This window comes from Streptomyces sp. NPDC020845, assembly GCF_044334165.1.
GTDB lineage: Bacteria > Actinomycetota > Actinomycetes > Streptomycetales > Streptomycetaceae > Streptomyces.
The window spans coordinates 242262-257021 of sequence record NZ_JBIRSJ010000007.1; the positions used below are offsets into that span (position 1 = coordinate 242262).

A 14760-nucleotide genomic window follows, 5' to 3' on the forward strand; every position below is an offset into this window, starting at 1 on the left:
CGGGCGGGCCCGGGAATGGCGGGGTCATGAACTCCGACACCCCGCTCTCGCCCCGCCCGCTGCACCACCTCCCGGACGGCGGCCGCAGCGTTTTGACGAGTCGTCAACTCCGTGAGCACGGCGTGACGGCGGCCGAGGCCACCGAGCGCTGCCGCCCCGGCGGACCCTGGCAGCGGATCCTGCCGGGCGTCCATCTGCTCCACCCCGGCCCCGCCACCGGCGAGGAGCGGCTGCACGCGGCGCTCCTGTACACCGCGAGCCGGGAGCGCCCGGGCCACCCGGAAGGCACCGTTCCGGCACCCGGGACGGGCGGCGGCCCGTACGGCGAGGCGATGATCACCGGACTGGCGGCGCTGGCCCTGCACCGCTTCTCCGCCGTCCCCTCGCTGCGCGCCCTGGACCGCGTCGATGTGCTCGTACCTCGTGCGCGGCGGCTGCGCGGGGCCGGCTATGTGCGCTTCGTCCGCGCCGCCGCCCTGCCCTGTCCCCGGGAGATCACCGGTCTGCCGACCGCCCCCGCCGCCCGCGCGCTGGCCGACGCGGTGGCCCAGCTGTCCGACGCCTCGGCCGTCCGCCGGCTGCTCATCGAGGCCGTGCGCCAGGGGCACTGCGAGGCGTCGTCCGTCGTACGGGAGCTGAGCCGGGCCCGGCTGCTGTCCCGGCCGCATGTCGTCGACGCCGTCGACGCGCTGCTGGCCGAGGGGCGGGCCATGGCCGAGGCCCAGCTCTACGACATGGTGCGCGGATACTCCCTGCCCGAGCCGCTGTGGAACGTCGAGCTGCGGCTGCCCGGCGGCCCCCTGCTGTCCGGGGTGGACGCGTACTGGCCGCTGCAGGCCGTGGCGCTGGAGATCGACGCGCGCGCCCCCCGCCAGGGCGGCGGGCACGATCCGCTGGGCCGCTTCACGCCCGCAGGCGAGCATATGGAGCGGCTGGGCATCACGGTCGTGCGCGTCACGCCCAAGAAGCTCCGCGAGAGCCTGGAGACGCAGGCCGCGGTCGTCCGCACCGCGCTGATCGCGTCGATCGACCGCGAGCCCACGCCCTACCTCGTGATCCGGCCCAGGTGAGCGGTCAGGTGAGCGGCGACCCCCGGGGGGCGCGAGCCGCCCGGCGTCACCGCTTGCGCAGCAGCAGCTCGGTGTTGCGGTCGTCCGCGTCGCCCGCCAGGGCCTGGCTGCGCCCCGGAGCGTTGTAGGACAGCTCGCGGTAGAGCGCGGCCAGGCCGGTCTGGGACAGATCGGCGTAGTCCGTGCGGTGCGGCGCGGCCGATTCGACGAGGGTGGTGAACAGCGACAGCGTGCCGTCGTGGTTGTCCACGACCTCGATCACCCGGGCCAGCTGGGGGAAGTCCACATGCGAGGCGGTGGTGATCTCCCAGAAGGTGGAGCGCGGGGTGATCTCGTTCTTGTGGCTGTGGCCGTTGATCCACGCCAGCACCTGGGGGTGGCGCTGGAAGAGCGCCACGACCTCGTCGCCGCCGTGCCGGGCCTCGCGCGGGCGGGCCGGGTCGCGGTTCAGGTTGTCCATGCTGCGGCTGTAGTGGTGGCTGAAGACCAGGATCCGGTCGTCCTTGTGGGCCTTCAGGGTCCGCTCCAGCCAGCGCAGCTGGGCGGTGCCCAGCGACCCGGTGTAGTGGCCGCCCGGGTCGGTGGTGTCCAGGCTGATGCCGAGGAGGCCGTCGGATATCCGGAACGAGTAGTAGCAGGTGCCCTCGTCGAGGTTGGCCTTGGTGTAGCCGTGGCCGACCGGGCCGGGCCCGGTGTGGGCCGGGTCGAGGTGCGCTGCGACGAAGTCCCGCTGGGAGAAGGGCGCGCGGCGCTCGTCGGGGGTGACGGTGCGCATGTCCTTCGCGTGCGCGCGCAGCAGCTCCTTCATGACCTTGCCCGTGGGGTCGCCGCCCTTGCGCTCGTCCTTGAAGCGCTCCTCGGCCTCGGCGGCCGGGATGATCTGGAGCTTGCGGCTGCCGGTGGCGAGGTCAGCGAAGTAGGAGCCGCCGAAGGAGTACACACCGCCGGACAGGTCGTCGTGGTTGCCGATGGTCGAGTACCACGGCAGCCGCAGCCCGGGGCTGTTGACGGTGCGCAGCGCGGCCGTAAGGAAGCCGTCGATACGCGGGAAACCGACCTGCTTGTCGGTGTCGCGCACCGCGCTCTCCGGGTGCCAGAACGCCTTGAGCCCGCTGTTCTGCACGCCCTCGTAGCGGCGCGGGTCGCCCGTGTTGGGGGTGATCCGGCCGCCGTTCATCACGCCCAGGAACCAGTCCAGCTCGATCCGCGCGTTGTTGTCGGTGTTGTCGCCGGTGGTCATGACGAAGGAGAGCGGGGAGCCGGTGGCCGGCCCGCCGCGCAGCCCGTTGACCCGCTCGATGAGGGACGCGGCGCCGACCACGGTCAGCGCCTCGTGGGGCCGCCAGGCGCCCGGGCGCCCGGCACGCAGGAACTCGTACCGCAGCGGGTGCTGCACATCGGTGAGGTGCATGTCCGTGAGCTGCACGAAGGAGGCGAGCGTGGTACGCCGGTCCTCCCGGCCGCCCTTGGCCCCGGCGAGTTCGGTGCGTACGGAACGGGCCCAGGCCGGTCCGTCGCCGAGCCTGCGGTAGGTGCCGCCGCCGCGCGGGGCGGAGAAGGTCTCCAGCGTCGTACCGGCCTTCGAGGGGAGCGCGGGGGCGCTGACGACTCTGCGGGCGGCGGCGCGCACCTGGGCCGGCTGCGAGGCGGTCGCCGAACCGCTGCCGGGCCCGAAGGCGAGCCCGAGGCCCGTTGCGGCACCTGCGGAGGCGGTGGCGACAAGGAGGGTGCGGCGGTCGAGGGCGGCGTGGGCGGCGGACCGTATGCGGGACATGCGGGATCTCCCCGAGTGGATGCGCGGCAGCGGTCGGGCAGCGGGCTGCCCTGTCACTCCGGATCGTTGGCAGCGGGGATGGCCTGCGAGTTAACGATGCGGCAACGCCCGCCGCCGAAATACGCACGTGGATCTTGGCGATAGCAAACGGTCATCCCGCACTCCGCAGCCGGAATCCCGCCGCTCACCCGGAGTTCACCGGACCTGGGAACGCCGACAGCACTCCGAAACGGGTTGCGCGCGGCGTACGCCCGGCGCGGGACCGGCGCATGCGTGTCCCGGGGACCGGACAATGGATTGGACAAGGTCGCCGGGGCCACCCGCATGATGGGAGGCACGCCAGGCACCCAGTAACAGGCACAGAACGTGGCCAGGCGCCCAGCAGCAGGCACAGATCGTGAAGGAGCGCGTCGTGAGGATCGGAATCGTCGGAGCCACCGGCCAGGTCGGCGGGGTCATGCGGAAGATCCTCGCGGAGCGGGACTTCCCGGTCGAGGAGCTGCGCCTGTTCGCCTCGGCCCGCTCCGCCGGGCGCACGCTCCCCTGGCGGGACACCGAGATCGCCGTCGAGGACGCGGCCACCGCCGACTACTCCCGGCTGGACATCGCGCTGTTCTCCGCGGGCGGGGCCACCTCCCGGGCGCTGGCGTCCAAGGTCGCCTCGGCCGGCGCCGTGGTGATCGACAACTCCTCCGCCTGGCGGATGGACCCCGAGGTGCCGCTGGTGGTCTCCGAGGTCAACCCGGACGCCGCGGCCCACCGCCCCAAGGGCATCATCGCCAACCCGAACTGCACCACCATGGCCGCCATGCCGGTGCTGCGCCCGCTGCACGCGGAGGCGGGCCTGACCGCCCTGGTCGCCACCACCTACCAGGCCGTGTCCGGCTCCGGTCTGTCCGGGGTGGAGGAGCTGGACGGCCAGGTCCGCAAGGCCATCGACGGCGCGACCGCGCTGACCCACGACGGGGCCGCCGTGGAGTTCCCCGAGCCCGCCGTCTACAAGCGCCCCATCGCCTTCAATGTGCTTCCCTTCGCGGGCAATCTCGTCGACGACGGCCGGTTTGAAACCGACGAGGAGCAGAAGCTCCGCAACGAGTCCCGCAAGATCCTCGGGATCCCCGAGCTCAAGGTCTCCGGCACCTGCGTCCGCGTCCCCGTCTTCACCGGCCACTCGCTGCAGCTCAACGCCCGCTTCGCCAATCCGCTGAGCGTGGAGCGCGCCTACGAGCTGCTGGGCAAGGCCCCCGGCGTCGAGGTCTCGGAGATCCCCACCCCGCTGCAGGCCGCGGGCAACGACCCCAGCTATGTGGGCCGTATCCGCGTGGACGAGACGGTCGACAACGGGCTGGCGCTCTTCGTGTCCAACGACAACCTCCGCAAGGGCGCGGCGCTCAACGCCGTCCAGATCGCGGAGCTGGTGGCGGCCGAGCTCAGCTGAGCTCTCAGCTGAGCTCTCAGCTGAGCCGAGGCTCCGGGCAGCCTCGTTCCCGGCACCTGACAGGCGCCCCGCGGCGCCGGGCGATTACCGCGGGCGGCGGACCGGCCTTGCGTGGAAGGATGGCCGAAACGTCGTATTCGAAGGAGATGCCCAGGTGCCTGGAACGAACCTGACCCGCGAAGAGGCGCAGCGGCGGGCGCGGCTGCTCAGCGTCGACTCGTACGAGATCGAGCTCGATCTCTCCGGCGCCCAGGAAGGCGGCACCTTCCGGTCGGTCACCTCGGTGCGCTTCGACGCGGCCGAGGCGGGCGACTCCTTCATCGACCTGGTCGCGCCCACCGTGCACCAGGTGGTGCTCAACGGATACGAACTGGACCCGGCCGACGTCTTCGCGGACTCCCGGATCGCGCTGGGCGGCCTCCAGCAGGGGCGCAACGAGCTGCGGGTCGTCGCGGACTGCGCGTACACCAACACCGGCGAGGGCCTGCACCGCTTTGTGGACCCGGTCGACCAGCAGGCCTACCTCTATACGCAGTTCGAGGTGCCGGACGCGCGCCGGGTGTTCGCGAGCTTCGAGCAGCCGGACCTGAAGGCCACGTTCCAGTTCACCGTGACGGCGCCCGAGGGCTGGACGGTGATCTCCAACTCGCCGACGCCCGAGCCCAAGGACAACGTCTGGCGCTTCGAGCCGACGCCGCGCATCTCGACGTACATCACCGCGCTGATCGTCGGGCCGTACCACAGCGTGCACAGCAGCTGGGAGGGCGAGGGACGGTCGGTGCCGCTGGGCATCTACTGCCGTCCCTCGCTCGCCGAGTTCCTGGACTCGGACGCGATCTTCGAGGTGACCCGGCAGGGCTTCGACTGGTTCGAGGAGAAGTTCGACTACGCCTACCCCTTCGCCAAGTACGACCAGCTGTTCGTACCGGAGTTCAACGCGGGCGCGATGGAGAACGCGGGCGCGGTCACCATCCGCGACCAGTACGTCTTCCGCTCCAAGGTCACGGACGCGGCCTATGAGACGCGGGCGGAGACCATCCTCCACGAGCTGGCCCACATGTGGTTCGGCGACCTGGTCACCATGGAGTGGTGGAACGACCTGTGGCTGAACGAGTCGTTCGCCACCTTCACCTCCATCGCCTGCCAGGCGTCCGCGCCCGGCAGCAGGTGGCCGCATGCCTGGACCACCTTCGCCAACTCGATGAAGACCTGGGCCTACCGGCAGGACCAGCTGCCGTCCACCCACCCGATCATGGCCGAGATCCGCGACCTCGACGACGTCATGGTCAACTTCGACGGCATCACCTACGCGAAGGGCGCCTCCGTCCTCAAGCAGCTGGTCGCCTACGTCGGCGAGGAAGAGTTCTTCAAGGGCGTACAGGCTTATTTCAAGCGCCACGCCTACAAGAACACCCGGCTGTCCGACCTGCTCGGCGCGCTCGAGGAGACCAGCGGCCGGGACCTGAAGACCTGGTCCAAGGCGTGGCTGGAGACCGCGGGGATCAACATCCTGCGCCCGGAGATCGAAACCGACGCCTCCGGCACCATCACCTCCTTCGCCGTCCGGCAGGAAGCCCCGGCCCTGCCGCCCGGCGCCAAGGGCGAGCCTTTGCTGCGCCCGCACCGCATCGCGATCGGCCTGTACGACATCGACGCCACCGGCAAGCTGGTGCGCGGCGAGCGGATCGAGGTCGATGTGGACGGCGAGCTGACCCCCGTGGCCGCCCTGGCCGGCCTCAAGCGCCCGGCCGTGATCCTGCTCAACGACGACGACCTGTCGTACGCCAAGGTGCGCCTGGACCCCGACTCGCTGGCCGTGGTCACCGAGCACCTGGGCGACTTCGAGGCATCCCTGCCGCGCGCCCTGTGCTGGGCCTCCGCCTGGGACATGACCCGCGACGGCGAACTGGCCACCCGCGACTACCTCTCCCTGGTGCTGTCCGGTATCGCCAAGGAGTCGGACATCGGCGTCGTCCAGTCGCTGCAGCGCCAGGTCAAGCTGGCCCTCGACCTGTACGCGGCCCCCGACTGGCGCCCGACGGGCCTGGCGCGGTGGACCGAGGCCACCGTGGACCACCTGCGGGCCGCCGCCCCCGGCAGCGACCACCAGCTGGCCTGGGCGCGGGCCTTCGCCGACACCGCCCGCACCGACGCACAGCTCGACCTGCTGGCCGGGCTGCTGGCGGGCACCGAGACCATCGAGGGCCTGGCCGTCGACACCGAGCTGCGCTGGGCGTTCCTGGAGCGGCTGGCCGCGACCGGCCGGTCCGACGGGGCCTCGGTCGACGCCGAGCTGGAGCGGGACCGCACCTCGGCGGGCGAGCGCCACGCGGCCACCGCGCGCGCCGCCCGGCCGACGCCGGAGGCGAAGGCCGAGGCGTGGGCGTCGATCGTGGAGTCCGACAAGCTGCCGAACGCGGTGCAGGAGTCGGTGATCCGCGGCTTCGTCCAGACCGACCAGCGCGAGCTGCTGGCCCCGTACGCCGAGAAGTACTTCGCAGCGGTCAAGGGCGTCTGGGACAGCCGCAGCCACGAGATGGCACAGCAGATCGCGATCGGCCTCTACCCGACCGTACAGATCTCGCAGGCCACGCTGGACGCGACCGACGCCTGGCTGGCCTCCGCCGAGCCCAGCGCGGCGCTGCGCCGCCTGGTCACCGAGTGCCGCGCGGGCGTCGAGCGGGCGCTCAGGGCCCAGGCCGCGGACGCGGCGGCAGCGGCGGGCTGACGGACGGTACGTATGCACGGATGAGGGCGTCCCGGACCGGGTTGGTCCGGGACGCCCTCGTGTCCGGTGCCTCGCGTCCGGTCTGGTGCCTCAGACCTGCGCGGCGATGCGGGCCGCGCGGCGGGCCAGCATCGCCTCGCGCCGCTCGTCGAACTTGGTGGCCTGAGCGTCCAGACCGCCCATGTAAAGACCCAGCTCCTCCTGCGCCTTCAGCCCCTCGCCCGAGAGCCCGGAGATCTCCAGGACCTTGAGGAAGCGCAGCACGGGCTGGAGGACGTCGTCGTGGTGGATGCGCAGGTTGTAGATGCCGCCGATGGCCATCTGCGCGGCGGCCCGCTCGAACCCGGGCATGCCGTGCCCCGGCATGCGGAAGCCGACCACCACATCGCGTACGGCGCACATGGTCTGGTCGGGCGCCAGTTCAAACGCCTTCGCCAGCAGATTCCGGTAGAAGACCATGTGCAGGTTCTCGTCGGTGGCGATACGGGCCAGCATCCGGTCGCAGACCGGGTCGCCGGAGTGGTGGCCGGTGTTGCGGTGCGATATACGGGTGGCGAGCTCCTGGAAGGCCACGTACGCGATGGAGTGCAGCATGCTGTGGCCGTTGTCGGATTCGAACCCCTCGGACATGTGGGCCATCCGGAACCGCTCCAGCTCGACCGGGTCGACCGCGCGGCTGGTGAGCAGGTAGTCACGCATGACGATGCCGTGCCGGCCCTCCTCCGCCGTCCACCGGTGCACCCAGGTGCCCCACGCGCCGTCGCGGCCGAAGCGCGTGGCGATCTCGTGGTGGTAGCTGGGCAGGTTGTCCTCGGTGAGCAGATTGACCACGAGCGCGATCCGGCCCACGTCGGTGACCTTGGACTGCTCGGGCGCCCACGCCTCGCCGCCCATCACGCCGTCGAAGTTGCGGCCGTCGCTCCACGGCACGTACTCGTGCGGCATCCACTCCTTGGCGGCCTTCAGATGCCGGTTGAGCTCCACCTCGACGACCTCTTCGAGCGCGAACAGCAGGCGGCTGTCGCTCCATACGGCCTGACCGTGACGGCTGGTTGGGGCGAGGGTCACAGTGGGCTCCTGGGGATGTCGTGCGGGGGCAAACCTACGGCGCCGTAGGTTTGACTTACGGCTCCGTAGGTTACGACACCGTAGGTTAAAGCGGAAATAAATGGCCGGGTGCGCACCGGGAAATCCCGTGCGAGCGGCGGCGGAGCGCGGAGAGAGCACCGCGGAAACGCGACGGCGTCAGGGAGACGCGACGGCGTCAGGGAAACGCGACGAGGGCGCCCACCGGCATCCAGCCGGGGGCGCCCTCGTGACGGCGTCCTCTGTGACAGCTTGTGTCAGTGCGTGTCAGTGCGTGTCAGTGCGTGTCAGTCACTGCGCTTGCGCGTCTTGTCGCCGAGCATCACCAGACCGGCGATCACGACGAAGAGCACGATGGGAGTGACGACATAGAGGCCCAGCGTCTCCGCGACGCTCAGGCCCGGACCCGGGTCGTCACCATCGTCGCGGAGCGCGAACGCGGGGGACGACACCATCAGCATCGCCGTCGTCGCGGCGATGACGGCACCGGCGCGAACGGCGTTCTTTTTGACCTTGTTGCTCACGGACTCACGGTATCGGACGCCCTCGCGCCCCGCGTGCGCGGGGTGGGCTTGCCCCGGGCACCGGCCGCGCCCCCGCCCCGCGCCATCCGCGCCACCTCGCCCATCAGGGCGTGCAGCCGTGGCGAGGCCACCAGATCCTCCAGCGATACCGGGCGGCCGCTCGCGTCCGCGATGGGCAGCCGCCAGTTCGGATACTGGTCCCAGGTCCCGGGGAGGTTCTGCGGGCGCCGGTCCCCCACCGTGTCCGGCAGCCACACGCCGACCAGTTTCGCCGGGGTGCGCAGCAGAAAGCGGTGGACGGCCTTCACGGCCGCCTCCTCGTCGCCCGGCCCCTCCGGCAGCATCCCCAGCCGCCCCAGCAGCCCCAGCCACTCCGCGAGCTCCACCGCCTCCTCGGCCCGCTCGCGCGCGAACGGGCGGGTGAGCAGGCCGAGCCGGTGCCGCAGCTCGACATGGCCGCCGGTGAGGCGGGCGGCGGTGCTCGGCAGATCGTGGGTGGTGACGGTGGCCAGACAGTCGGCGCGCCACTCCTCGGGCCTCAGCGGACGCGCACGGGCTGGCGCGGTGTCCCGGAGCTGCGCACTCGCGTCACCTCCGCTCGCCCCGTTGACCTCGCTGGTCTTGCCGGTCTCGCTGGTCTTGCCGGTCTCGCTGTCCCCGCCCTCCTCGCCGGTCGCGCTGGCGCCGCCGGTCCCGCTGTTCCCGCCGTCCTCGCCGCGCCCGCCACCCTCGCCGTTGTAGTTCCGCTCGAACCACAGCACCGACGTGCCCAGCACCCCCCGCCCCGCCAGCGCCTCCCGCACCCCCGGCTCCACCGTGCCCAGGTCCTCGCCGATGACCACCGCCCCCGCGCGATGCGCCTCCAGCGCGAGCACGCCGAGCATGGCCTCCGCGTCGTAGCGGACGTAACAGCCCTCGGTCGGCTCCCGCCCCTCCGGCACCCACCACAGCCGGAACAGGCCCATCACATGGTCGATGCGCAGCGCACCCGCGTGCCGCAGCAGCCCGCGCAGCAGATCGCGGTAGGCGGCGTAGCCCGTGGCGGCCAGGGCGTCCGGGCGCCACGGCGGCAGCCCCCAGTCCTGGCCGCGGGAGTTGAACGCGTCCGGCGGCGCGCCGATCGACATCCCGGACGCGAAGACGTCCCGCAGGGCCCAGGCGTCGGCGCCCGACGGATGCACCCCGACCGCCAGGTCGTGCACCAGGCCGATGGCCATCCCGGCGTCGAGCGCGGCGCGCTGGGCGGCGGCCAGCTGCCCGTCCGTCAGCCAGGCGAGCCAGCAGTGGAAGTCGGCCCGGTCCAGGTGCTCGCCCCGGGCACGGGCGACCGCGGCGGACCGGGGGTCGGCCAGGCCGTCCGGCCAGGCGCGCCAGGCGGGGCCGTGGAGCTCGGCGAGCGCGCTCCAGATCGCGTGATCTTCGAGGGCCTGGCCGCGCTCGGCCAGGAAGTCGCAGTAGGCGGCCCGGCGGCCGGGGCTGAGCGGTACGGTCCGCACCAGCTCCAGGGCCTCCCGCTTGAGCGCCCACACCGCGTCCCGGTCGATCAGCGCGCCCTCGTGGAGCACGTCCGTGCGCAGCACGGCGGCCCGCTCCAGCAACTGGTCGACGCGGTCGCGCGCGGGGCCGCGCAGCTGGGCGTACTCGGGCACGTCCTCGACCCGTAAGTGGACCGGGTCGGGGAAGCGGCGCGAGGAGGGCCGGTACGGCGAGGGGTCGGTGGGCTCGGCCGGTGTGCCGGGCACGGCCGCGTGCAGCGGGTTGAGCTGGACGAACCCGGCGCCCAGCGCCCGGCCCGACCAGGCGGCGAGGTCGGCCAGATCGCCGAGGTCGCCCATTCCCCAGGAGCGTGCGGACAGCAGCGAGTACAGCTGGACGAGGAAGCCGTGGCTGCGCGCCGGGGGCGCCGGCATCCGGTCGGGGGCGACGATCAGGGTGGCGGTGGCCGAGCGGCCGTCGGGGGCGTGGGCGTGCACGGTGTGGCGGCCCAGGGGGAGCGCGGAGGACGCCGGGCCGTCGACCTCCGGCCGCCAGTCGAGCGCCGCACCGTGCGCGCCGACCGCGCCGTCCTCGGGCGTCACCCGCAGCACGGTGCCCTCGGGCAGCCGCAGCCGCGGCGGCCGGCCGGGGCGCACCACCACGCAGGGCGGCAGCAGCCGGGCGCGCTCCTCGCGCTCGTGCCGCTCCAGGGCGGCCTGTACGGAGTGAGGGGTCGAGGCGTCCACGCCGAGCGCGGCGAGCACGGCGACGACGGTGTCGTCGGGCACCCGCACGGTACGGCCGGGGGCGGGCTCGTAGGAGGTGGCGACGCCGTGCAACTCGGCGAGGAGCGCTCTGCCCATCAGGACTCCATTCAGAACTCCATGGGCTCCATGCCCGCCCCGGCGCCGAACGCGGCAGTGGTCGGCTCGCTCGTCAGCGGCAGTTCGGCGGCGAGCGGAGGCTCGCTGGTCAGGGGGGCGATATCGGCGGGCGCGGGCTCACTGGTGAGCGGCGTCTCCGCATGCAGACCGGACCCGGACCCCTCCAGGCCGCACAGGCCGCAGTCGGGGTGGGTGACCCCGGCGAAGGGGTCGGGCTCCCCCGGTCCGGATGCGATGCCGGTCGCAGGTTCGGGCACAGGTTTGGAGAGAGCAGAGAGCAGAAGCTGAGCTGACGCGGCCACACGGGCCTCCGTGAGGGTGTCGGCAGTGGGACAGGGCAGCCCTACCCACTCGAGGCGGTCGCAGACGTAACCGGCCCCCTGACGTGCCTCAGCTCACATCCCCTGAAGCAGACGATTTGACGGCCGTAAGGGGTCCGGGGCACATAGCTTACTGACCAACCCGACATTCCGGCGTGAGACTTTCGGTGTCAAGGCGCACGCCCCGGCCACTACCGACCCGCCCCCGCCACAAGGCGCCCAGCGCCTTTGCCGCAGTGCTCATCTCGTCACACCACACACCATGGCATTACCGGCACTTCGGTCACCGCCGTTGACACCCTCACACGCGCGATGGTGGGCTCGCGCCTACCAGGGCTACACCTAGGCGAACCACCAGTCCGTATCGAGGAGAAGCCCGTGCAGTTGCGGGGAAACCGAGGACGAACATCGAGGGCGGCCGGAGCCACGGCCATGGCCGCCGCCGTCATCGGCGGACTGCTGGGCGGCGCGCCGGGGGCGGCCGCCGCACCCGGGGATCGCGGCGCCCCCGGCACCTCGACGACGGACCGCGAGAGCGACGGCGCCGTGCCGCCCGTATGGCCGCGCCCGCAGTCGCTGCGCGCCCAGGGATCCGGCGTGAGCGTGAGCAAGGAGGTCACGCTCATAGCCGACGCCGACTCCGACCCGTACGCACTGGACGCGCTGCGCGCCCTGCTGCACGACGCCGGGGCGCGCATCGTCAACGAGGCCACCGAGCCCATACCCAAGGGAATGCCGCTGGCGGACGGTCTTGTGGTGCGCGTCGGCGGGCGGGGCGCGCAGAGCGCGCTGCGCGCCCTGGGCGCGCCCGAGCGCGGCGATCTGCCCTCCGGCGGCTACCGGCTCGCGACCGGCCGGGCGGCCGGGGTGCCGACGGTCGCGCTGTCCGGCGTCGGCCCGGACGGCCTCTTCCACGCCGTCCAGACGCTGCGCCAGCTCCTGGTCCGGCCCGCACACGGCGCGGGTTCCTTCCCCGGGGTGACCGTGCGCGACTGGCCCGCCGCCACGGTGCGCGGCACCACCGAGGGCTTCTACGGCCAGCCCTGGTCCCACCAGGACCGGCTCGCCCAGCTCGACTTCATGGGCCGTACCAAGCAGAACCGCTACCTCTACGCGCCCGGCGACGACCCCTACCGCCAGGCCCGCTGGCGCGACCCGTACCCCGCCGAGCGGCGCGAGGAGTTCCGGGAGCTGGCCGACCAGGCCCGCCGCAACCACGTCACCCTCGGCTGGGCGGTCTCCCCCGGCCAGGAGCTGTGCTTCTCCTCCGCCGAGGACCGCAGGGCGCTGCTGCGCAAGGTGGACGCCATGTGGGCACTCGGGGTGCGCGCCTTCCAACTCCAGTTCCAGGACGTCAGCTACAGCGAGTGGCACTGCGGGGCGGACGCCGACACCTACGGCTCGGGCCCCGAAGCGGCGGCCAAGGCGCAGGCCGAGGTCGCCGGCGCGGTCGCCGCGCACCTGGCCGCGCGCCACCCCGACGCCGCCCCGCTCTCCTTGATGCCGACCGAGTACTACCAGGACGGCGCCACCGAATTCCGGCGCGCGCTGGCCGCCCAGGTCGACCCCGGTGTGGAGATCGCCTGGACCGGCGTCGGGGTGGTGCCCAAGACCATCACCGGCAGCGAACTGGCCGGCGCCCGGGCCGCGTTCGGCCATCCACTGCTCACCATGGACAACTACCCGGTCAACGACTACGCCCAGGACCGGGTCTTCCTCGGCCCGTACACCGGGCGCGACCCGGCTGTCGCCACTCAGTCCGCGGGGCTGCTCGCCAACGCCATGGAGCAGCCCACCGCCTCCCGTATCGCGCTGTTCACCGCCGCGGACTTCGCCTGGAACCCGCGCGGCTACCGCGCCCAGGAGTCCTGGCGAGCCGCCGTCGACGACCTCGCCGGGCCCGACCCCCGCGCCCGCGCGGCCCTGCGCGCGCTCGCCGGAAACGACGCGTCCTCGGTCCTCGGCGGTGAGGAGTCCGCGTATCTGCGCCCGCTGATCGAGGCATTCTGGAGGGCGCTCGCCGGAGGCGAGGGGCAGCGGCTCGACCAGGCGGCGGACCGGCTGCGCTCGGCCTTCACCACGATGCGGGACGCCCCCGACCGGCTCGATACGACCCTGGGCGGCGAACTGGGCCCCTGGCTCGACCAATTGGGGCGCTACGGCGACGCCGGAGCGCAGGCCGTGGACATGCTCACCGCCCAGGCGCGCGGCGACGGGGCGGCGAGCTGGTCGGCCCGGGCCGCGGTGCAGGAACTGAACGAGAAGATCACGAAGAGCCGGGTGACCGTGGGCAAGGGCGTCCTGGGCCCCTTCCTGAAGGAAGCCCTCACCCGCGCCGACGCCTGGACGGGCCTGGACGCCGCGGACCAGAAGTCGCTGCACACCTCCAAGGCCCAGCGCGCCGCCGCCGACGGCGACGCGGCGACCTCACTGGCCCCCACCGGCCCGGTCACCGTGCGCTTCGACCGCGCCCGCCCGCTCACCGCCGTCTCCGCGCTCACCGGGCGCGCGGCCGCCTCGCCCGGCACCGTCTGGGCCCATGTCCCCGACGAGGGCTGGCGGAAGCTCGGCGCGGTCTCCGGCAGCGGCTGGACCCAGCTCGCGGGCCGTGGCGTACGAGCCGACGCGGTACGGCTGGTCTGGGAGGCGGGCACGACACCGCCCGACGTACACGAGATCACCCCGTGGTTCGCCGACACCCCGGCCGCCGAGCTGCGGCTGTCCCGGGACGCGGTCGACGCCGAGACCGGCGGCCGCGCCGTCGTCGTCGAGGCCCACATCACCCCGCGCCGCCCCGAGGACATCCACGGCGAGCTGACCGTCCACGCGCCGCGCGGCGTCCGCGTCACGGCCGACAAGGCGGTGACCGCCCGGCGCGGATCCACCGCGACCGCCCGGATCGAGGTTTCGATCCCGGACGGAACCAAAGCGGGGACTTTCACCGTCCCGGTGCGCTTCGGCTCACAGGAGGCCTCGCTGACCGTACGGGCCTTCCCGCCCACCGGCGGCCCCGACCTGGCCCGCGCGGACGGCACGAAAGCGACGTCGTCGGCCGATGAGACCGCCGACTTCCCGGCCTCCGCCGCGGTCGACGGCGACCCCGCCACCCGCTGGTCCTCCCCCGCCGACGACGGCGCCTGGCTCCAGCTGGAGCTCGCCCGCCCGGCCCGGGTCGGCCGGCTCGATCTGCACTGGCAGGACGCCTACGCCAGCCGCTACCGCGTCCAGGTCTCGGCCGACGGCCGCACCTGGCGCACCGCGGCCACCGTCTCCGACGGCCGGGGCGGGCACGAAACCGTCCGGATGGACGCCCCCGGCACCCGCTTCATCCGCATCCAGGGCGCCGAGCGCGCCACCCGCTTCGGCTACTCCCTGTGGTCGGTGGCGGCGTACGCGGTGACGGCGGACTGACGAGCCCCCGCGGGCCGCGGGTCCGTACAGCGCGTGGCCCCCGCTCCGC

At 73.0% G+C, this 14760-nt stretch carries 9 protein-coding genes; 4 read left to right on the top strand and 5 right to left on the bottom strand.

Annotation, left to right across the window (positions count from 1 at the left end; translation table 11 throughout):
• Window positions 1-26 precede the first annotated feature (26 nt).
• Window positions 27-1070 (top strand): hypothetical protein, encoded by a 1044-nt coding sequence (locus tag ACH4U7_RS19660; protein ID WP_398529142.1) that lies wholly within the window; start codon window positions 27-29, stop codon window positions 1068-1070.
• Window positions 1071-1116: 46 nt separating this feature from the next.
• Here ACH4U7_RS19660 and ACH4U7_RS19665 read toward each other — a convergent pair whose 3' ends face one another.
• Window positions 1117-2844: a TIGR03767 family metallophosphoesterase gene (locus ACH4U7_RS19665; RefSeq protein ID WP_398529143.1), complete on the bottom strand. Its 1728-nt coding sequence runs from the start codon at window positions 2842-2844 to the stop codon at window positions 1117-1119.
• 412 nt (window positions 2845-3256) lie between these two features.
• Here ACH4U7_RS19665 and ACH4U7_RS19670 point away from each other — a divergent pair, with 412 nt between their 5' ends.
• On the top strand, window positions 3257-4282 hold the full coding sequence (locus ACH4U7_RS19670) for an aspartate-semialdehyde dehydrogenase (protein WP_385610785.1): 1026 nt from the start codon (window positions 3257-3259) through the stop codon (window positions 4280-4282).
• 154 nt (window positions 4283-4436) lie between these two features.
• Window positions 4437-7010, top strand: a complete 2574-nt coding sequence (gene pepN / locus ACH4U7_RS19675; protein ID WP_398529144.1) for an aminopeptidase N — start codon at window positions 4437-4439, stop codon at window positions 7008-7010.
• 90 nt (window positions 7011-7100) lie between these two features.
• Here pepN and ACH4U7_RS19680 read toward each other — a convergent pair whose 3' ends face one another.
• The 4 genes from ACH4U7_RS19680 to ACH4U7_RS19695 all read right to left on the bottom strand — a co-directional run bounded on the left by ACH4U7_RS19680 (window position 7101) and on the right by ACH4U7_RS19695 (window position 11282).
• Window positions 7101-8078, bottom strand: a complete 978-nt coding sequence (locus tag ACH4U7_RS19680) for an acyl-ACP desaturase (RefSeq protein WP_398529145.1) — start codon at window positions 8076-8078, stop codon at window positions 7101-7103.
• Window positions 8079-8383: 305 nt separating this feature from the next.
• Window positions 8384-8620: a hypothetical protein gene (locus tag ACH4U7_RS19685; RefSeq protein ID WP_089506818.1), complete on the bottom strand. Its 237-nt coding sequence runs from the start codon at window positions 8618-8620 to the stop codon at window positions 8384-8386.
• A complete protein-coding gene (malQ, locus tag ACH4U7_RS19690; protein ID WP_398529146.1) occupies window positions 8617-10959 on the bottom strand; it encodes a 4-alpha-glucanotransferase in 2343 nt (780 codons plus the stop codon). Before malQ ends, ACH4U7_RS19685 begins: the two co-directional genes overlap by 4 nt.
• Before the next feature lie 11 nt (window positions 10960-10970).
• Window positions 10971-11282: a hypothetical protein gene (locus ACH4U7_RS19695; protein ID WP_398529147.1), complete on the bottom strand. Its 312-nt coding sequence runs from the start codon at window positions 11280-11282 to the stop codon at window positions 10971-10973.
• Window positions 11283-11732: 450 nt separating this feature from the next.
• On the opposite strand from ACH4U7_RS19695, the gene ACH4U7_RS19700 reads away from it, so the two are divergent.
• Window positions 11733-14711: a beta-N-acetylglucosaminidase domain-containing protein gene (locus ACH4U7_RS19700; protein WP_398529148.1), complete on the top strand. Its 2979-nt coding sequence runs from the start codon at window positions 11733-11735 to the stop codon at window positions 14709-14711.
• Window positions 14712-14760: the final 49 nt, after the last annotated feature.